The sequence below is a fragment of the Rhodococcus sp. NJ-530 genome (genome assembly GCF_003860625.1).
GTDB lineage: Bacteria > Actinomycetota > Actinomycetes > Mycobacteriales > Mycobacteriaceae > Rhodococcus_F > Rhodococcus_F qingshengii.
Map to the genome: position 1 here is coordinate 2,341,292 of NZ_CP034152.1, position 19,958 is coordinate 2,361,249.

Consider the following 19,958-nt stretch of genomic DNA (forward strand, 5'->3'; position numbering starts at 1 on the left):
CGCGGAATCTCAGAACTATCTCGTACCTCAGGAAGTAGGCGTCATGAGCAAGTCGGTTGTTGTCATCGGACACGGAATGGTCGGACACCGATTCGTCGAGGCACTGCGTTCGCGCGACGAAGCGAACAACTGGTCGGTGACCGTACTCTGCGACGAGCAGTACGCAGCGTACGACCGAGTCGGGCTGTCCTCGTACGTCGGAGCGTGGGACCCCAAGGAACTGGCACTGGCCGGCAACGATTACGTCGGCGACAGCCTGGTCGACCTCCGTGTGGGGGAGGGCGCGCTCGCGATCGACAAAGATGCACGCACGGTCACGACGACAACCGGCGAGACGATCTCCTACGACGCTCTGGTGATGGCGACCGGTTCGTATCCGTTCGTGCCTCCCGTACCGGGGCACGACGGCGACGGATGTTTTGTCTACCGCACCCTCGACGACCTCGACGGTATCCGGGCCGCCGCCGAGAAGGCTGGTCCTGGCGCTGTCGGCGTCGTGGTGGGCGGAGGTTTGCTTGGACTCGAGGCCGCAAATGCTCTCTCGCTCATGGGGATGACGGCACACGTCGTCGAGCACAATGCGCGATTGATGCCGATGCAGGTCGACGAGGGTGGCGGCGCACTGCTCGCTCGCCTCGTCACCGAACTCGGGCTCACTGTCCACACCGGTGTCGGGACGGCGGGAATTTCGCAGGCCGACAACGGAATCGTGGTCGAACTCTCCGACGGCTCCACCATCGACGCCGCGCTGCTCGTCTTCTCCGCCGGAGTACGTCCGCGTGATCAGCTGGCCCGCGACGCCGGGATCGCAGTGGGGGAGCGCGGTGGCATCCTGACCGACCTCGGCTGCGTGACTTCGGACGAGAACGTCTACGCAGTCGGCGAATGTGCTGCGGTGGAAGGCCGTTGCTACGGTCTGGTCGCTCCCGGTTACACGACGGCCGAGATCGTGGCCGATCGTCTGCTCGGCGGCGCCGCGGATTTCCCGGGCGCGGACATGTCCACCAAGCTCAAGCTCATGGGCGTCGACGTCGCCAGTTTCGGTGACGCGATGGCGACCTCACCGGGCGCCCTCGAAGTCGTCCTCAGCGACGCGTCCAAGGGGACGTACGCAAAGCTCGTGGTCTCCGACGACGCGAAGACCCTGCTCGGCGGCATTCTTGTCGGTGACGCATCGGCCTACGCGTCGCTGCGCCCGCTGGTCGGTCGCGAACTACCCGGTGACCCGGCGACATTGATCTCGCCTGCGGGGGAGAAGCCGGGTGCAGGCTCGCTGCCCGACGACGCCGAGGTGTGCTCGTGCAACGCCGTGACGAAGGGAGCCATCTGCGGTGCAATCGCAGCCGGCGCATGCGACATCGCTTCGGTGAAGGCGTGCACCAGCGCCGGAACCACTTGTGGCGGTTGCCTTCCCACCGTGAAGCAGCTGCTGGCCGATTCCGGCGTCGTGATGTCGAAGGCACTGTGCGAACATTTCGCGCAGTCGCGGGCCGAGTTGTTCCAGATCGTCCAGTCGACGCAGACCAGAACTTTCTCGGCGCTGATCGCCAAGTACGGCAAGGGCGCCGGTTGCGACATCTGCAAGCCCGTAGTCGCTTCGATTCTGGCCTCGACGGACTCCGATCACATCCTGCACCGCCAGCAGGCGTCGTTGCAGGACACCAACGATCACTTCCTCGCGAACATCCAGAAGAACGGTACGTACTCCGTGGTACCTCGGATGCCGGGCGGCGAGGTCACGGGTGAGCAACTCATCGTCATCGGAGAAGTGGCGCGAGACTTCGGCTTGTACACGAAGGTGACCGGCGGTCAGCGCATCGACTTGTTCGGTGCCCGCGTCGAACAGTTGCCCGCGATCTGGAAGCGCCTCGTCGACGCCGGGATGGAATCGGGTCAGGCGTACGGCAAGTCCCTCCGGACGGTCAAGAGTTGCGTCGGTTCGAGTTGGTGCCGCTACGGTGTCCAGGATTCGGTGGGTATGGCCGTCGACCTCGAGAATCGCTACCGCGGTCTGCGTTCGCCGCACAAGATCAAGTTCGGCGTCTCGGGTTGCGCCCGTGAATGTGCCGAAGCGCGAGGCAAGGACGTCGGCGTCATCGCGACGGAGAACGGTTGGAATCTGTATGTGGGCGGTAACGGCGGACAGTCGCCCAAACACGCTCAGTTGCTTGCCGGAGGCCTCGACGACGCGACCTTGGTCAAGTACATCGACCGCTACCTCATGTTCTACATCCGTACTGCCGATCGCCTCCAGCGCACGGCGCCGTGGGTCGAATCACTCGAAGGCGGACTCGATCACCTCAAGGCCGTGATTTGTGAAGACAGCCTGGGTATCGGCGAGGAACTCGAGGCACTGATGGCCAAGCACGTCGAGGGTTACCAGGACGAATGGGCCGGTGTGCTGGGTGATCCGGAGAAATTGTCGAGGTTCGTCTCGTTCGTCAACGCACCGGAAGAAGCCGACCCGACGGTTGTGTTCGACGAGACCGGAGTGCGCAAGGTTCCGGTCCTGATGGGCATGCCGAGCATCCCCACGCGCCGGTAATAGTCGCGTAACCCGTGGGAAACACGGGATCCGTAGAAACGTAGACAAGAACCCGCGCGACGTTGTCGCCGGATCGACAGGAGGACTTCGATGAGTGTCATCGATGCGCAGATCGCCAAGCTGGATTCGGATCGACTCGAATGGACGTCGGCCTGCCCGCTGAGCCATCTGATCCCTGGACGCGGAGTTGCCGTGCTTCTTCGCGGCGGCGAGCAGGTGGCACTGTTCCTACTCGAGGACGGCACACTCCGGGCTGTCAGCAACTTCGATCCGTACGGCCGCGCCGCGGTGATGTCTCGCGGACTCGTCGGCGACCGGGACGGTGAACCAATCGTGGTCTCGCCACTGCTCAAGCAGGCGTTCTCGCTGGTCGACGGCCGGGCGCTGGACGACTCGTCGGTTGCGCTGCCGGTGTACGGCGTTCGCGTGTGGGCTGGAGTCGTTCAGGTACACAGCTTGCAGATGCAGGGTGTTCGCTCGACTGTCGCCGATGCAGTCTCGTGAGTGACGACATGCCGTTGGCTGGATTCACGGTAGGTATCACTGCTTCGCGCCGCGCCGAGGAGTTCGCGACCTTGCTGACTCGTCGGGGAGCGGATGTCGTTCACGCTCCGGCGATTCGAATCATTCCGTTGGCCGACGACCGTGAGCTCGAAAGGGTGACACAGCAGATCATCTCGGATCCTCCCGAGGTGGTTGTCGCCACCACCGGGATCGGATTCCGGGGTTGGCTGGAAGCAGCCGACGGGTGGGGTGAGGCGGAAAATCTCGGATCCGCGTTGGGCTCGGCTCGTCTGCTCGCGCGCGGACCGAAGGCCAAGGGAGCAATCCGCGCGGCCGACCTTCGTGAGGAATGGTCACCGGCATCCGAGTCTTCCGCCGAGGTGCTCGAACATCTTCTGGCAGAAGGTGTCTCGGGAATGCGGATCGCTGTACAACTGCATGGTGCGACCACCGAGTGGGAGCCGATTCCCGACTTCTGTCAGGTGTTGCGCGAGGCCGGCGCCGAGGTCATCGCGGTGCCCGTCTATCGATGGGAACCGCCGGAGGATCCGACGCTGCTCGACCGGATGATCGACGCCATCGCGTCAGCCGGAATCGACGCCGTCAGTTTCACCAGTGCACCGGCCGTAGCCTCGATGTTGATGCGAGCCGACAAGACCGGGGATCTCGGAGACATTCTCGACGCGATGCGGGGTCCGGTGGCGGCCATGTGCGTCGGCCCGGTCACCTCGGCGCCGCTCGAAGCGTTGAATGTACCGACCACGGCCCCGGCGCGGGCACGTCTGGGCGCGCTCGCGCGACACATCGTCGACGAACTCCCGCAGCGAGCCAACAAGATTCAAGCCGGCGAACACGAAATCAGCATTCGCGGCGGTTGCGTAGTCGTGGACGGTGAAGTGAAGCAATTGCCGCCGGCTGCGATGTCGTTGATCCGCACTCTCGGTGCGAGTCCCGGTCGAGTCGTCTCCCGCGACGAACTGCTGGCTTCTCTTCCCGGCGGCGGCGGCGACACCCACGCCGTCGAGACCGCCGTCGCCCGATTGCGCGCGTGCCTCGGTGCGCCCAAAGCCGTTCAGACGGTGGTCAAGCGGGGCTATCGACTTGCCCTCGACCCCGGCGACTACGTACAGAATCCCGGTGACTATGCAACGCGATGACGATGTACTCGTACTGGTAGCTCACGGCACGCGTAGTGCACGTGGCGTGGAAATGGTTGCCGCGCTTGCCGACGCCGTCGGCACGCGCGTCGGACGCACGCGCGTTGCCTTTGTCGATGTGCTCGGTCCGTCACCTTCGGAAGTCCTCCGGGACACTCCGGGGCGAGCGATTCTCGTACCGGCGTTCCTGGCGTCCGGCTACCACGTTCACACCGATGTTCGACGCGAAGTGGCGATCAGTGAGCACTCGGCTGTGAGTGTGACACCCGCACTCGGACCCGATCCGGCGCTTGCACGCGTGTTGCTTCGGCGCTTGACCGAAGCGGGGTGGAATCCGGGTGACGCGACAGTGCTTGCTGCCGCCGGGTCGTCCGATGCGCGGGCGCTGCGAGACGTCGAGCGTGCTGCGCTGATGCTTGCCGAAGCGGCGGGGACTCGTGTCGACATCGGGTATATCGCGACCGGGGAGCCGAAGGTAGCCGATGTTGTTGCAGCAGCACGCGTTCGCGGCGCGAAGCGAGTTTTTGTCGCCTCGTACCTCCTCGCGCACGGGCTGTTCCACGAAAGGTTGCACGCTGCAGGAGCCGATGGTGTGACCGAACCGCTCGGCGTCGATCCGGGAGTGGTGGACCTTGTCGTGAATCGGTATGAGAGTGCGCGTAGGGAACTAGTATCGCTGCATGACGTCTCACTCCGTAACGCCGACGTATGCCGACCTGGTCGCAGCAGTTCGTGAATCCGACGTCAAGGCACAGGCTCTCATCGGTGCACTGACCGAAGAGCAGGCGCGGGAGCCCTCCGGGCTCCCCGGGTGGAGTCGGGGACACGTCGTGACGCACATGTCGCGCAACGCCGACGCGCTGGGCAGATTTGTTGCCGGCGTGCAGGGCGGCGAATCGGGGGAGATGTATCCCGGGGGGCCGGATGCGCGCAATGCTGCAATCGAAGAGGGCGCAGATCGCCCGGCTGAATTGTTGGCCCTCGACTACCGCTTCTCGGGAACGAGGCTGGTCGACGCGTTGTGCGAGATCCCGACAGATCGACTGGACACACCGGTGCCGTGGCGCAAACCTGTGACGGCATTCGATCTACCGATCCTGCGCTGGAACGAGATCGAGATTCACCTGATGGACCTCGACATCGGTTACACCTGCCACGACTGGCCTGCCGAGTTCGTGGAATTCACTCTCGCCAGTCAGTTGGGCGCACTGGAGACGGCGGTCCCGGGTGTACGAGTGCCGTCACTGTCCGACGCGGAGACCTTGGCCTGGTTGGTCGGGAGGCCGACGAGGGTGGGGCTGCCGACTCTCCCTGCCTGGCCGTTCTGAGATGCAGCCGTTCTGAGATGCAGCCGTTCTGAGATGCAGCCGTTCTGAGAGTTAGAACAGGGTGGGGGCGCTGACGTCGTTGCGTGCTTGGGCCAACCTCGCACTCCACCTTTTCACCAACCACATCTCGACGATCTCGGGTTGGGTGCCGGCGGCATAGGCCCAGCTGTCGAGAAGTTCGCAGTACCGGCGGTAGCGACGCGTCGTGAAGCCGGTGACGGAAGGATCCTCGAGCCAGCCCTCGTGGATGAGCGTCGAGACTCCGTACTGGTCGATCATCTGAGCGCGTCGGCCTTCGTCCTGTACGCCCACTGCCCACATGAAAGCGGCCATCAGCGATACCCCGACACCGGGGGTGAGTGGCCACCCGGACCAGGTGTCGCGCCGGACGACGGGCATCGACTTGTTTTTCGAGCAGTGATCGAGAATGGCTGTGATCTGGGTCAGCGGATCCTCGTCCTCGCGGTGATGGGGATTGAAGACGTTGGGGAACCGCCGTGTGAACCGTCGGCTCTCGTGCGAGCCCTGCCAGGCCGCGCAGAGAAACAGTAGTCCGAGGCCGTCGTGCTGGGCGACAACGAGATCGCTCGACGGGCGAAGGTCGTTGCGTTGAACGATGGCTCGACCTTCGGTGATCACTTTGCCGTCGAGATCACGCCCGCGCAGGCTGATGGTGTGGCCGGCGTCCTTCAGGTGTGCGTTCCACCAATCCAGGTCGACGGTGGCTTCGTCGTCGAGGACGTGCAGTGGAAAGGTGCGGGAGCGGCACCACTCGACCAATGCGTCCGGCGGTTCGAATCCTTCGTCGACACGATTCATGGCGCGATGATCCCACGAGTCGCCGACAGTAATTCGTGCGACGCGCAGTCCACCGGGATGGAACCGGACACTCGCGGTACGCTCCGCTCATGAAATTCGCGTCCTCGCAGGTGCGGTCGGCGCTGTGGACGGTAGCCATCGCCTTGGCGGCCACGAGTCTGAGCGGATGTATCGGTGCCGTTGATCGGATGGATTTCGACAATCAGATGCGCGAACGTGGCGGTGGGATGACGTCGGAGTTGGTGCGAGGCGGGTTCGACAGCCTCGCACATAGATACGGCGTCGACGCGGTATCGGTGACCAGCATCGACATCAGCCCGATCGAGACGCTCGGAGTCACCGTTCGAGACCCCGGGAAGCCGACCCAGCTCGACAGATTCTCTTTCGACGGAGTCATTCTCGGCGAGCCGAGCCCCGTGCAAGTCAGTGTCACCGACGATCTCGATGCACGATCGTTCACGCTGGATCAAGTGCCGGCATTGACGAACCTCGAGAAGTTGGTCGACGACGCGCTGGAGAACAGCGGTGTCGACGACGGCGAAGTCACCGGGATCTCGGTCAGTCGCACCGAGGCGATTCGCGCCTCCGTGATGGTGGAATCTCCACGCTCGCGGGCGCTGGTGGTCTTCGAGCCTGACGGAACTCCCTTCCTGGTGCACCCGCTGTGAGCCGCCGTATCGCTCCGTTGCTGATCTCCGTAGTGGTGATCGTGGTCGTGGGAATCTTTGCCGCACTACTGTCTTCGGTGATCTGGCCAGGACAGGTCGCTCATTTGGCGCCGATTTTCTGTGAAGCTCCCACATCGAGCGCGATGGTCGTCTCGGATACCTTTTCCGACGGCGACGGTACGTCCACCAATTTCACGCTGTACTGCGTCGGACCGCGCGGTCAGACCGTTGATGCCGGCTGGTTGCTGCCGTTCTTGGTGCTGTGGGGCGTGTATTCGCTGGTGCTTGCGACAGTGGTCGGCGTGGTCGGGGTCAACCGGCGTAGGCGCCCAAACGACTGACCCGATCAGCGTGGGAGGACAACCACTTCGGCGACGGCATCGTCTTCCGCGTGTGGCGGAACGAGTGCAAACGCGGAGCGCCCGATCAACCCCGCCAGGTGTGCGGTACGTACAGACGGTTCGGCGCGCCAGCGACCGTCGGCGGATTGTGTGACCGGCAGTAGGCGTACCGCATCGGAAGTCACCGCAGCGGCGTTCTCGATGATGCCGAGCAGTGGCGGTGGGGTGTCGCTTCCCGTCAAGGCGGCCACGACGGTGGGTAGCATCGTCAACAGGGTGGTCACTGCGGCGTACGGGTTGCCGGGGAGGCCGAGAACCACCCGACCACTGGGCAGGACAGCCGTTATCTGAGATCCGCCCGGGCGCGATGCGACTCGCCCGACAATCGTGCGAGCGCCGAGTCGATCGAGCGCACTGCGCATTTCGTCGGCAGCGCCGCCGCCCGTCGCACCAATGACAACAAGCAGGTCCTGTTCAGTCGCATCCGCCAGTACACGCTCGAAACTGTCGGCCGTGTCCCTCAGGTGCGAATTCGCCACGCACCGTACGCCGTTGCTTTCCAGTAGGTAGGGGAGAATCCCACCGACGGAGTCGCGGGTCTGACCTTCACGCAGTGGACCGGTCCGCCGGATCTCGTCGCCGGTGACTATCACGCGTGCCCGTACCGGACCACGGACGAGGGCGTCGAATACCTCGCCGCTGGCAGCTGCGGAGACCACCGCCGGAGTCACCGCGGTACCGGTCGGAGCGATCGTGAATCCGGTGGTCCAATCTTCCCCTCGTGGTCGAGCGTCGTTGCGGTGCGGCGCATCCGGCAGTCTCCGTACCATCCGAGATGGCTCGTCGACGGACAGATACTCGTCACGAATCACCGAGGTGGCGCCGAGGGGCAGGTGTGCTCCCGTGGCAATGCGAATCGCTTCGCCTTCACCGAGTTCGAGTTGCCCGTCGGCGCCCGCGATACGGATCTCGGTGCGGATTCGCCAGGGACCCTCGCCGGAGACGGCGTACCCGTCCATCGCCGAGACATCGGATCGAGGAAGATCACCCAGGGCGACGAGAGGCTGCGCGAGCGTTGCTCCGAGACTGTCGGCGAGGGCGGCCCGATGTGGTGACAATGCTGTCAGTGAGTTCCTGACGGCGGCGCGGGCTTGCTCGATCGTCAGGCGCGGATGGTTTCGCGCGCGGTCGATGTCCGCCGGTGTGTCGCAGTCAGTGGTGCCAGTGACACGCAGCGTCGAGAACGGTTCGGTGACAATCGCTTTCATAGGTTGATTCTCCAACCCCGAACTCTCCCGCAATGTGGACAGGCGTTGCCGGAGCTCGCGAAATGTCCACGCGGAGAGCAGGAATTGGGTTCGGTTGTTCTCGTCCACGGCACACGTCACCGGACTGTCCGTCGACGTGGCAGCTATCAAAGCGTCGACTGATACGGCCTCGATATGCGGCAGATCGGACGCCAGGACCACCACCACGGCGTCGTCGGGTAACCGGGTCGCAGACAATCCGGCCCAGATCGCCTCGACAGGGCCGGCTCCGGCCGGAGTTTCCTGAGTTTGAGTGATGCCAGGATCAAGTTCAGGGCGATGTGGACCGACCACGACGACGGCGTCCAGATGCGCCGTCGCTGAAAGCGCGATGTCGAGGAGCCTGCGGCCGTGAACGAGCAGGCCGGGTTTGTCGACACCACCCATTCGGGTCCCGCGACCACCCGCCAGAATGAGGGCGGCGGTCGGCGGCGTGACGGTCATACCTCCATGCTGCCCCATCGCCCGCGTCACGACGACCGGTGACACGTGAATCAGAAGTGATACCGAGCTTTCTTCAGGTCGATCCGACCGTCCTTGATCGGCACGCCTTCGAGTTCGAGCTTGGCGATCTGACGATGAGCCAGGTGCGCCGACGGTTTGCCGGAGGCGCCGAGAACCCGATGCCACGGCAGGTCGGCAGAGTCCGTTCGCATGATCCAACCGACGGTGCGAGCACTGGAAAGTCCTGCAGCATCAGCGATATCGCCGTACGTCGCCACGAAACCGGCCGGAATCGACGCGATGAGGCGCCGTACCTCTTCGATCTGCTCTTCGGTGGTGGCTGCCATGTCGGTCCTTCAGAGCATGCTGCGAACGAGGGCGGCGACTTCGTCGGCCCGCACGTGCGGGACCATGTGGTCACAGTCGAATTCGACACCGGTCAGATTTTCACCGAGGTGCTCGGTGAGCGCTGCCCGGAACTCGTCGGTGACGTACGGCGGTTGGACCTTCATCGCCTGAACCAGCACGGTGGGCATCGACGACGGAGGCAGCACGATCGGGCGAGCGAGTTCGCCCCACCCGGTCACGATCGCGGGCGTGGACAGGCGCCAGTTGACGCGTCCGTTGCCCAGTTCGATCAGGTGTTCAGCCATCTCGACGCCGAGGTCCTGGGTGGGAACCTCACCCCACGAGCCGTGAATCTTCTCGGAGTATGCCTCTGCCGCATCGGTGTAATCCGGTGAGCCGATTGTGAGTTCGGCCACTTCCTGCATGAAAGTCGGATCCAACCCGATCGCCGGGTCGAGCAGGACGAGCCCACGAACGCGTTCCGGTGCGGTGGCCGCGAGGTGCAGCGCCAGCATTCCGCCGAAAGAATGCGCGACGATCACCACCGGTCCGGTGGCATGTTCGTCGAGCGTCTCCAGCAGGCTCGCCACGTGGGATTCGATGTTCCACGGAGGAGCCCAGGTGGAACGCCCGTGACCGCGTAGATCCGGCGAGATCCAGCGCGCTTCGGGCAGTTGGTTCTCGGCCATCGACTGCCAACGTCGGCCGTGACCGGTCAGACCGTGCAGCGAAAGGATCTCCGGTGCCCCGACGGGTCCGTAGAGATACGTATGGAGTGCAGACACGAGGTCAATCATGCCGGAAGCAGGCGATGTGTGAGTTGTCGGTGCGCTCTGGTGGAATGCCTGGGTGAGTGAGACGGCAACACGCAGCAAGGTCACCATCCCGCGGGCGCGGTTGGTGCACCGAACTGCGCCGTCTCCGATACCCCGAACATGGGACGAAGGGACGGCCCGGCTGTTCGCGCCGCCGTCCGAGGATCCTTTCCAACTCGCGTTCGGCCCTGTTTCATTCGGCTCGGGGGCCGCCTGGAGTCCCTGGCAGGTACTCGGCAGCCCCGGAACCGGCAAGACGTCCCTTCTCGTGGATCTGGCAGTGCAGAAGATCTCCGGTGGCGAAGATCCTGAATCGGTCCTGGTGCTCACCCAGTCGCGCCGGGCAGCGACGCAGGTCCGCGAGCAGATCACGGCCGGGTTGCTCGGGTACGAACAAGAACGCGGACCGCAGGCAACTCGTGAGCCGTTGGTCCGCACCGTTCACTCGTACGCCTTTGCCGTACTCCGGCTTCAAGCCGCAGCGCACGGCAACGCGCCGCCACGCCTGATCACCGGCGCCGAGCAGGATTCGGTGCTCCGAGAGATGTTGCGCGGCGACATCGAAGACGGTGCGCTCCGGTGGCCGGAGCGCCTGCGACCCGCATTGGGTTTGAACGGCTTTGCCGTCGAACTTCGAGATCTGATGTTGCGAGCGAACGAGCGCGGACTCGGCCCCGAAGATCTGGTCAAGCTCGGCAAGAAGCGTGGACGTCCGGAGTGGGTGGCGGCCGGGCGGTTCGCCGAGGCCTACGAGCAAGGCGTGCTGCTGCGCGGCAGTGTCGGTGTCGAGGCTCCGGAGGCGACGGCGCCGGCACTCGACGCGGCCGAGTTGATCGGTGCGGCATTGACCGCGTTCGCCACCGATCCCGAATTGCTTCGCTCCGAGCGCGCTCGGATCCGGCACCTACTCGTCGACGACGCACAACATCTGGATCCGCAGGCGGCGCAGCTGGTTCGGCTGATCGGAACCGCAACTGCGGGCACGGTCATCGCCGGTGATCCCGATCAGTCGGTCTTCGGGTTCCGCGGTGCGGATTCGGCGTTCCTACTCGGACTCGCCGAGCGCGGAGACGAGCGCCAGATCGTCCTGCCCACCACGTTTCGCAACAACGCCGACGTCGCGTCGATCGCGGCCAAGATCGCTGCGCGGCTGCCCGGCAACCTTGCTCATCGCATCGCGGTTCCATCCGATCTCACCGATGAGGACCCGGGGCGGGCGTCGGTGCGGGTTCTCGGTACGACGGCCAAAGAAGCGGCAGTCGTCGCAGATACCTTGCGCCGGGCGCATCTGCTGGACGGGATTGCTTGGTCCGACATGGCCGTCATCGTGCGGTCGGTGCCGCGTACTCTCGCCCCTCTCCGGCGAGCCCTGCTCGCGGCCGGGGTACCCGTCACGACCGCTGCCACCGAATTGCCGCTGGCCAGGCAACACGGAGTGTCCGGCCTGCTGCTGGTCCTTCGGGCGCTCGGCGGCGATCAGTTCACCGGCGACGACGCGCTTGCCCTGATGGCCGGTCCCATCGGCGGCGCCGAGCCGGTCACCCTGCGCCGGTTGCGTCGTGGCCTGCGCCGGGTCGAGTTGGCATCGGGAAGTGATCGGGACTCCTCGGAGTTGTTGCGGCTCATTCTGATCGACGAGGATCGTGGGCAGTCCAAGCGCCTCATGGGCAAGTTGACAGACGTCGAAGCTGCGGCACTCAATCGCGTGCTGTCGGTCCTTCGCAAGGCCCGAGTGCCTCTCGAGCGAGGTCTCGGGGTCGAAGAAGTTCTGTGGGCGGCATGGCAGGCGACGGGGCTGGAACGACGCTGGGCGGCTGCGTCGGCGCGCGGCGGACCTATCGGCTCACAGGCCGATCGAGACCTCGACGCAGTCGTCGCACTTTTCGACGCGGCCGCCAACTACGTCGACCGGTTGCCGCGTTCGCAACTCGCCGGTTTCGTCGACTACTTGACCAGCCAGGAGATACCGACCGACTCGCGGAGCCGATCGGTCATCACTCCCGACGCCGTCACCGTGGTCAGCGCTCACGCCGCGGCGGGTCGCGAATGGGCGGTCGTGGCGGTGGCGGGTGTGCAGGAGGGACTCTGGCCGAGTTTGCGGGCACGCGGATCGCTACTGCGTACCGAAGCGCTGATCGACCTGGTCAACGGAGTCTCCGACGGCAGTGACTCGGCTGCCGAACGACTCTCGCGAACCGCACCGCTTCTGGCCGAAGAACGCAGGTTGTTCCTGGTTGCCTGTAGCCGTGCTCGTCGCCGTCTGCTGATCACCGCAGTCGAATCGGCTTCGGGGGACACCGACTTGGTGCCTTCGCGGTTCGTGGACGAATTGATCCGTGGTGACGCGTACTCGGACGATCCGTCCTCCGATCTCGACGTCGTTGCACCCGAGACCGGGGATACCCGGGTTCTGTCGCTGCCTGCACTGGTCGCACAGCTTCGCAGCGTCGTGTGTGATCCCGACATCGCGCATTTCGACCCCGAGAAGCATTCCCGGGCCGCTCGCCAGTTGGCACGTCTGGCTGCTGCCGGGGTACGCGGCGCGCACCCGGATCAGTGGTACGGCACAGCCGAGCCGAGTACCGCTGCTCCCATGTGGCAGCCCGAGGACGGACCGGTTTCACTATCGCCGTCCACCATCGAGCTTCTCGAAACATGCCCTCTCCGATGGGTGTTCGAGCGTCATGGCGGCAGCGACGGAGACAACACTCATGCGATCGCCGGTACGCTGGTCCATACCTTGGTGCAGGCATTGGCCGGCCGGATTCCACCGGATCAGGTCGAGAAGGCACTCGAAAATGCCTGGGAATCCATCGATCTGGGATCGCAGTGGTACTCGCGCCGCGAACTCAATCGAACTCGGGAGATGCTGGCGACGTTCACCGCCTGGATGAACGCAACTCGCGGTGAACTGACCGAAGTCGGCGTCGAGGTCGCGGTCGAGGGGGTCCTCGAACCACGTGAGGAGGGAGCGCCTGCGGTCAAGCTTCGTGGCCGGATCGACCGGCTCGAGCGCGACACCGAAGGCCGTCCGGTGGTTGTCGACGTCAAGACTGCGCGAAACCCTGTCAGCAACGAGGCCGCGCAATCTCACGCGCAGTTGGCGGCGTACCAGGTCGCAGCGGCCGAAGGTGCGATTGCCGGCGAACCGGCCACACAACCCGGCGGTGCACGCCTGGTATTCGTGGCCAAGTCCAACAAGAAAGACGGTGCGGCGCAGCGAGTTCAGCCGCCGCTGACGGCCGAAGCCGTCGAGATGTGGCGAGACGTCATCCACAACGCAGCGGCAGCGACCCAAGGGCCGCAGTATCTGGCCAGGGTCAACGACGGATGTAGACATTGCCCGGTGCGCTCGAGTTGCCCGGCACACGACGAGGGACGACAGGTGAGTAACTAAGTGGCTGCCGCGACGCAGAAGGCACGCCGACCGAAGATCGATCCTGTCGACCTGGCGGTCGCGCTCGGTCAACACCCGCCGACGCCGGAACAGGCGGCAGTCATCGCCGCACCGCTCGGTCCGACATTGGTCGTCGCCGGTGCCGGTGCCGGTAAGACCGAGACGATGGCTGCTCGCGTCGTGTGGCTGGTGGCCAACGGCTTCGTCGATCCCGAGGCCGTTCTCGGATTGACCTTCACGCGCAAAGCGGCACAACAGCTCACGTCGCGAATCCGCAAGCGCTTGGCGCGACTGGCGGGTTCGGACGTTTTGCGGGCACTCGACCCGACCGGCGGAGTGCGTTCCCGGATTCTGGCCGGGGAACCCGAAGTCAGTACCTACCATGCTTACGCGGGACGGTTGCTGTCCGAGCACGGACTGCTGTTGCCGATCGAACCCTCGGCGACGCTGTTGTCCGAGACCGAACTGTGGCAGGTTGCGCACCGCGTCGTGAGCGGCTGGGACAGTGATCTGGACACCGACAAGAATCCGGGGTCCATCACCGAAACCGTTCTGGCCCTTGCCGGTCAGTTGGCGGAGCACCTGGTCGACCCCGAGCAGTTGCTCGAGGCTCACACCGAGTTGGACAAGCTGATTCACACTCTGCCCGCCGGTCCGAAACAGCGGGGTGGGCCGAGCAAGGAGCTGTTGAATTACCTTGATGTGCAACACAAACGCATCGAGCTACTGCCCCTCGTTGCCCGGCTGGGTGAGACGCTGCGGCGTGAAGGCGCATTGGATTTCGGCAGCCAGATGTCGCTGTCGGCCCGTGTCGCCTCCGAACATCCCGAGGTCGGGCAAACCGAGCGTGAGCGCTTTCGGGTAGTTCTTCTCGACGAGTACCAGGACACCGGTCACGCTCAGCGAGTGTTGTTGTCCTCGTTGTTCGGCGGGGGAGCCGACGGCCGGTTGGCGCTGACAGCCGTCGGCGATCCGATGCAGTCGATCTACGGTTGGCGAGGCGCGTCGGCGGCCAACCTGCCACGGTTTGCAACCGACTTCCCGCTTGCCAACGGAAAGCCGGCTCCGACGCTCGAACTGCTTACCAGTTGGCGTAACCCGCCGGAGGCTCTCGAATTGGCAAACCTGTCGTCGGCACCGTTGCGCCGACGCGGTGTGGCCGTCAGCACACTTCGTGCGCGGCCGGGAGCCGTCGCCGGAGACGTTCGACTGGCGCTGCTGGGAGACGTCGAACAGGAACGTCAGTGGGTTGCGGAGAAGATCGCCGAAGAATACGAGGCGGCACGTGCCGAAGACCGCCCGACGCCCACAGCAGCGGTGTTGATCCGCCGCAACGCCGATGCTGCCCCGCTGGCCGAGGCTTTGCGGTCCAAAGGTCTGCCGGTCGAAGTGGTCGGACTCGGTGGGCTCCTGCACACACCCGAGGTGGCGGACGTGATCGCCATGCTCCGAGTGGTCGCCGATCCGCTGGCGGGCAGCGCCGCCGTTCGGCTGCTCACCGGAGCGAGATGGCAGATCGGCGCGAAGGACCTCGCCGCACTCTCGCAACGCTCCCGCGAACTTGCCATCTCCGCCGGATACGGAACAGCGGGTGCGGTCACCGACGCCGAGGCGCTCACCTCGGCAGTTCAGGACGCGCTGCCGGGGGAGAACGCCGAGCAAGCAGGATTGGTCGATTCGATCTCCGATCCAGGCCCGGCAGAACGTTATTCAGCTCTCGGGTACACACGCATCAACGCGATAGCGGCAGAGTTGGCGTCGTTGCGCGAACGTATCGGCCAGCCGCTCACCGAACTGGTGGCGGAGGTCGAGCGGGTGCTCGGTATCGGAATCGAGGCAGGCGCGCGAACCCGAGTCGGTGTCGTCGGGACCGCGGGCCGCGAGCATCTCGACGCATTTGCCGACGTCGTCGCCAATTACGCGACGCGTCCAACAGCCAATCTGCCCGGGATGCTCGCATTCTTCGCGGCCGCCGAACAGATCGAAAAGGGCCTCACTCCGGGCGAAGTGGAGGTGGCGCCGGATCGCGTGCAGATCTTGACCGTGCACTCGGCGAAGGGGCTCGAATGGGAAGTAGTGGCGATCCCGCATGTCAGCGACGGGGTGTTCCCCTCGTCCACCGCGTCCGGATCGTGGCTCGGGGCGCTCGCCGAACTGCCACCGTCGTTGCGTGGTGACCGGGCGGTCGACGCGGATTCGGCCGACGGAGTTCCGGTGCTCGACCTCGAGGAGCTCTACAACCGCAAGGACCTCGAGAACGCGATCACGGCGCACAAGAAGGCATTGTCCAACCGTCGACTGGACGAGGACCGGCGGTTGTTCTACGTCGCGCTGACCAGAACCGAACGGGCGCTGTTCATCTCGGCGCATCACTGGGCGGAATCCGGTTCGGAACCGAAGGGGCCTTCGGCGTTCCTGGACGAGCTGCATCAGATGGTCACGGCCGAAAACGATGCCGGTGAAGAAGACTCGCGCGGTGCGATCGGCGTCGTGGAGGAGTGGGCGCCTGCACCGGAACCCGACACCGAGAACCCGTTGGCCTCCACACCCCGTACTGCGCAGTGGCCGCCCGACCCGCTGGGTGCGCGTCGCGGCGCGGTCGAGGCCGGAGCCGCGAGCGTCCTGTCCGCACTTGCATCGCTGCCGCAAGACAGCGAAGAGACGGAAGAACCGGAGGACGATCCGGAGAACTGGGCCTCGGACGTCGACGTGCTCTTGGCCGAGCGCGAAGCCCGGGCAAACGCGCGTGCCGAAGTGATTCTCCCGGCGCAGCTTTCGGTGACTCAGCTCGTCGACCTCAAGGCAGATCCGGATGAACTCGCGGCACGGCTGCGTAGACCACTGCCGTACCCACCGAACCCGCTCGCGCGGCGCGGCACGGCTTTTCACGCCTGGATCGAGCGAAGGTTCGGTGCGACCCGACTGTTGGATCTCGACGAACTACCCGGCGCCGCGGATACCGGCGCGGGTCCCGAGACCGATCTGGTGAAACTTCAGGATGCGTTCCTGCGGTCCCCGTGGGCCAATCGCAGCCCGATCGAAGTGGAAGTTCCTTTCGAAACATCCATTGCCGGAACGGTTTTACGCGGTCGGATCGACGCTGTGTTCGCCGATCCCGACGGCGGATGGACGGTGATCGACTGGAAGACCGGTGCCGAACCGTCGGCCGCCAACGAGGACGCTGTTGTGATGCAGTTGGCCGCGTATCGGGTGGCCTGGGTCGAATTGATGTCGGCCAGAGCCCGTTCGGCGGGGCGCAACGAACAGTTTCCGGCCGACAAGGTGCGGGCGGCGTTTCACTACGTTCGATCGGGTCGCACCATCGCACCCGAGAACCTGCCGGACGGTGAGGCTCTCGCTCGCCTCATCCGAACGGCAGGCGCGCAAGATTAGCTTGCGTTTCGACGAGCCTTGAGTGCTTCGGTCACCAGCGGAACCTGCAGGGGAAGACGTGCGATCGAACCGATCTTCTGCGGTGTGGACGTCTTCGGGCTTCGGCACCAGTCGATCGCCATCTGGATGTTGGCGGGGAACACGGCGACAAAGAGCGCGGCGGCAAGGCCCGCGCCGAGCTTGCGGGTCTTCGGCACGGCCAAGGCAGCGCCGATCGCCAGTTCCGCGACGCCGGACACCTGGGTGTAGGTGCGGGCCTGTCCGGGAAGCTGGCGGGGAACGGTGCTGTCGAAGAAGGAAGGCGCCACGAAATGCATGGTGCCGGCGCCGAGAAGGAGGGCCGACAAACGAAGAGCGGCCGCTTGGCTGGGAGTGGACGTCGAACCGGTGAAAGGCATTTGCCCAGCCTGCCTCACGGTGGACCTTCTTGCCACTACCGGCGCCACGACCCGCGCGCTATTCGGCGCCCGAGTTCCGAAGTCGATCTTCGAGGGTTACGCTGCCTGCCGATGTCCGTGTAGGTATTTCGTAAGTTCGAGTGAGAGAGTCGATGTATGGCCGGTAAGCTCCGGGCGCGTTTGACCAGGTCGGAAGCATTGACCGATCAGCCTGACTTCGCCCTTGTCGGGGTGCTGCGCATTCCCCAGCTACAGACAAGTCCGGCGCGGGCCATCTACAAGCGAGTTCTCATCGCGTTGGGTGCTCTCGGCGCCGCTGTGTTGATCGTGTACATCGATCGCGCGGGATACCGGGACGCACAGGACAACGAGCTGTCGCTGCTCGACTGCATTTACTATGCGACGGTTTCGCTCTCGACCACCGGTTACGGCGATATCACTCCGTTCACGCCGTCGGCGCGCCTGGTCAACGTCCTGTTGATCACGCCACTTCGGATCTTCTTCTTGATCGTGTTGGTCGGAACCACACTTTCAGCTCTGACCGAGAGTTCGCGTCAGGCGTTCAAAATTCAGCGTTGGAGGCAGCACGTGCGTAATCACACCGTCGTCGTCGGATACGGGACCAAGGGGCGGACGGCAATCGAAGCAATGCTCGGTGACGGTGTACCGGCGTCGGAGATCGTGGTCGTGGACACCGATCAGACCGTCCTCGATTCGGCGGCGAGCAAGGGCCTGGTGACGGTGTTCGGTTCGGCGACGAAATCGGACGTACTTCGGTTGGCAGGTGCGCAGAATGCGTCGTCGATCATCGTGGCAACCAACCGTGACGACACCGCAGTGCTCGTGACGCTGACAGCCCGCGAAATCGCGCCGAAAGCCAAGATCGCCGCAGCCATCCGTGAAGCCGACAACGCGCATCTTCTGCGTCAGTCCGGCGCAGACTCCGTCGTCGTGTCCTCGGAGACGGCGGGTCGACTCCTCGGCATCGCGACCACGACGCCGACCGTCGTGGAGATGATCGAAGACCTGCTGACTCCGGAGGCCGGATTCGCGATTGCCGAGCGTGCCGTCGAGCGCGACGAGGTCGGCGGCTCTCCGCGTCATCTCTCCGACATCGTGCTCGGGGTCGTTCGTGACGGCCGTCTGGTTCGCGTCGGTTCACCCGAGGTGGACGCCGTCGAAGAGAACGATCGACTGCTCTACATTCGCCGCGTCACGAACTGAGTGTTACCGAGCTTCGTGCGCGCAGTAATGTCGTGAGCGTGAACGACTTCCAGCTGACCGAAACACCTCTGCTCTCACGCTCGAGCGTCGGCCGCGCCGAGGAATTGCGGTCGGACGCCGCTGCACTGACGACGGGTTGGGCGGACGCACTGCTCCTCCGTGTGAATTCACGGGGTCAGGTCAAGGTGTCGCCGGAAGGTCAATTGGTCTTCGCCGAGGCAACCGAGTTGGGGCCCGAACCGGTGCGCGGCGCGGTCTTCCTGGGAATTCGGGAGAATCGCCACGTCTGGGCGGTGCGGGTGTCGCTGCTGGCGGGCACTTTGTCTGAATTGCGGATGCTCGGCGGAACACTCGACGACGCGGACGCCGGTTTGTTGACCGGTGCCGTCGCGATTCTCAACTGGCACGACAGTGCCGGATTCAGCGCTATCGACGGCGCACCGAGTGAACCCACGATGTCCGGCTGGTCACGCATTTCCACGTCCACCGGCCACGAGGAGTTTCCCCGAACGGATCCGGCGGTCATCTGCCTGGTGCACGACGGCGGCGATCGAGTTCTACTCGCGCGTCAGCCGACCTGGCCGCAGCGCCGTTTCTCGATTCTCGCGGGATTCGTCGAGGCCGGGGAGTCACTCGAAACGTGTGTTGTCCGCGAGATCAAGGAAGAAGTCGGTATCGACGTGCACAGCGTTCGATACCTCGGGAGCCAGCCTTGGCCGTTCCCTCGCTCGGTGATGTTGGGCTTCGCCGCAATCGGCGACCCCGCCGCTCCGCTGCTGTTCGCGGACGGCGAGATCGCCGAGGGCACCTGGTTCACGAAAGACGAGGTGCGCGCCGCTCTCGAACTCGGCGACTGGGGTTCGGAAGCGGACGCGCCACTGCTGCTGCCCGGGTCGATCTCCATCGCTCGCGGAATGCTCGAGAGCTGGGTCAAGTAGCAGCCGGAGAAGGTCTACAGACCCAGAGCCTGCTTGACCTGGTTGAGCGACGGGTTGGTCGCAACGCTGCCGTCGCCGTACTTCACGGTCGGAACGACGTGATTGCCACCGTTGACGCTGCCGACGAAATCGGCTGCTGCCGGATCGTTCTCGATGTCGATCTCGGTGTACTCGATCCCCGACGCGTTGAGCTGCGTCTTGAGGCGACGGCAGTAGCCGCACCACGTGGTCGAGTAGATGGTCAGGGCAGGCGCATTTTCGGTAGAAGTCACGGCCGATATAACACCACGACCGAGAGCGTTGTTCCGTATCGGCCCGTGTTCTCTTGCCCA

The 19,958-nt window shown here is 64.7% G+C and carries 17 protein-coding genes; 11 read left to right on the plus strand and 6 right to left on the minus strand.

From position 1 onward, the window contains the following. The first annotated feature begins 43 nt into the window (after positions 1-43). The 5 genes from nirB (at position 44) to EHW12_RS10945 (ending at position 5,534) form a co-directional block, all read left to right on the plus strand. Positions 44-2,545, plus strand: coding sequence for a nitrite reductase large subunit NirB (gene nirB / locus EHW12_RS10925; RefSeq protein WP_054828127.1), 2,502 nt, complete (start codon positions 44-46; stop codon positions 2,543-2,545). Positions 2,546-2,635: 90 nt separating this feature from the next. Beyond that, positions 2,636-3,049 carry a nitrite reductase small subunit NirD gene (gene nirD, locus EHW12_RS10930; protein WP_003942316.1) on the plus strand — a complete coding sequence of 138 codons (414 nt, stop codon included), beginning with the start codon at positions 2,636-2,638 and terminating at the stop codon, positions 3,047-3,049. Beyond that, positions 3,046-4,206 carry a uroporphyrinogen-III synthase gene (locus EHW12_RS10935; protein WP_125050610.1) on the plus strand — a complete coding sequence of 387 codons (1,161 nt, stop codon included), beginning with the start codon at positions 3,046-3,048 and terminating at the stop codon, positions 4,204-4,206. Before nirD ends, EHW12_RS10935 begins: the two co-directional genes overlap by 4 nt. Beyond that, positions 4,193-4,942, plus strand: coding sequence for a sirohydrochlorin chelatase (locus tag EHW12_RS10940; protein ID WP_037130090.1), 750 nt, complete (start codon positions 4,193-4,195; stop codon positions 4,940-4,942). The genes EHW12_RS10935 and EHW12_RS10940 overlap by 14 nt, the downstream gene beginning before the upstream one ends. Continuing rightward, positions 4,887-5,534, plus strand: coding sequence for a maleylpyruvate isomerase family mycothiol-dependent enzyme (locus tag EHW12_RS10945; RefSeq protein ID WP_007731241.1), 648 nt, complete (start codon positions 4,887-4,889; stop codon positions 5,532-5,534). The genes EHW12_RS10940 and EHW12_RS10945 overlap by 56 nt, the downstream gene beginning before the upstream one ends. 51 nt (positions 5,535-5,585) lie before the next feature. On the opposite strand, the gene EHW12_RS10950 is transcribed toward EHW12_RS10945, so the two are convergent. Further along, positions 5,586-6,353: a hypothetical protein gene (locus EHW12_RS10950; RefSeq protein WP_003942311.1), complete on the minus strand. Its 768-nt coding sequence runs from the start codon at positions 6,351-6,353 to the stop codon at positions 5,586-5,588. A gap of 89 nt (positions 6,354-6,442) precedes the next feature. Here EHW12_RS10950 and EHW12_RS10955 point away from each other — a divergent pair, with 89 nt between their 5' ends. Next, positions 6,443-7,021: a hypothetical protein gene (locus EHW12_RS10955; RefSeq protein WP_042922177.1), complete on the plus strand. Its 579-nt coding sequence runs from the start codon at positions 6,443-6,445 to the stop codon at positions 7,019-7,021. Then, the gene (locus EHW12_RS10960; RefSeq protein ID WP_003942308.1) at positions 7,018-7,362 is read left to right on the plus strand and encodes a hypothetical protein; all 345 of its coding nucleotides are present in this window, start codon (positions 7,018-7,020) and stop codon (positions 7,360-7,362) included. The genes EHW12_RS10955 and EHW12_RS10960 overlap by 4 nt, the downstream gene beginning before the upstream one ends. Before the next feature lie 5 nt (positions 7,363-7,367). Here the strand turns inward: EHW12_RS10960 and EHW12_RS10965 are convergent, their stop codons facing one another. From EHW12_RS10965 to EHW12_RS10975, 3 genes are read right to left on the minus strand one after another with little or no spacing between them, the layout of a single operon-like run. Further along, complete coding sequence (locus EHW12_RS10965; protein WP_125050612.1) at positions 7,368-9,113, minus strand: NTP transferase domain-containing protein; 1,746 nt, start codon at positions 9,111-9,113, stop codon at positions 7,368-7,370. 50 nt (positions 9,114-9,163) lie between these two features. Beyond that, positions 9,164-9,460 carry an MGMT family protein gene (locus EHW12_RS10970; protein WP_003942322.1) on the minus strand — a complete coding sequence of 99 codons (297 nt, stop codon included), beginning with the start codon at positions 9,458-9,460 and terminating at the stop codon, positions 9,164-9,166. Between the two features lie 9 nt (positions 9,461-9,469). Then, positions 9,470-10,258 carry an alpha/beta hydrolase gene (locus EHW12_RS10975; RefSeq protein ID WP_058226482.1) on the minus strand — a complete coding sequence of 263 codons (789 nt, stop codon included), beginning with the start codon at positions 10,256-10,258 and terminating at the stop codon, positions 9,470-9,472. A 52-nt stretch (positions 10,259-10,310) separates the two neighbouring features. Between EHW12_RS10975 and EHW12_RS10980 the strand changes: the two genes are divergently transcribed. After that, complete coding sequence (locus EHW12_RS10980; protein ID WP_125050614.1) at positions 10,311-13,673, plus strand: ATP-dependent DNA helicase; 3,363 nt, start codon at positions 10,311-10,313, stop codon at positions 13,671-13,673. Further along, positions 13,674-17,066 carry an ATP-dependent DNA helicase gene (locus EHW12_RS10985; protein WP_125050616.1) on the plus strand — a complete coding sequence of 1,131 codons (3,393 nt, stop codon included), beginning with the start codon at positions 13,674-13,676 and terminating at the stop codon, positions 17,064-17,066. On the opposite strand, the gene EHW12_RS10990 is transcribed toward EHW12_RS10985, so the two are convergent. Further along, positions 17,063-17,464 carry a hypothetical protein gene (locus EHW12_RS10990; protein WP_003942341.1) on the minus strand — a complete coding sequence of 134 codons (402 nt, stop codon included), beginning with the start codon at positions 17,462-17,464 and terminating at the stop codon, positions 17,063-17,065. The two genes, EHW12_RS10985 and EHW12_RS10990, sit on opposite strands and share 4 nt — an antisense overlap. Positions 17,465-17,620: 156 nt before the next feature. Between EHW12_RS10990 and EHW12_RS10995 the strand changes: the two genes are divergently transcribed. Next, positions 17,621-18,688 (plus strand): potassium channel family protein, encoded by a 1,068-nt coding sequence (locus tag EHW12_RS10995; RefSeq protein ID WP_003942296.1) that lies wholly within the window; start codon positions 17,621-17,623, stop codon positions 18,686-18,688. Positions 18,689-18,726: 38 nt separating this feature from the next. Beyond that, positions 18,727-19,626, plus strand: a complete 900-nt coding sequence (nudC, locus tag EHW12_RS11000; protein ID WP_007731249.1) for an NAD(+) diphosphatase — start codon at positions 18,727-18,729, stop codon at positions 19,624-19,626. Between the two features lie 14 nt (positions 19,627-19,640). On the opposite strand, the gene EHW12_RS11005 is transcribed toward nudC, so the two are convergent. After that, complete coding sequence (locus EHW12_RS11005) at positions 19,641-19,898, minus strand: mycoredoxin (protein WP_003942350.1); 258 nt, start codon at positions 19,896-19,898, stop codon at positions 19,641-19,643. Positions 19,899-19,958 lie beyond the last annotated feature (60 nt).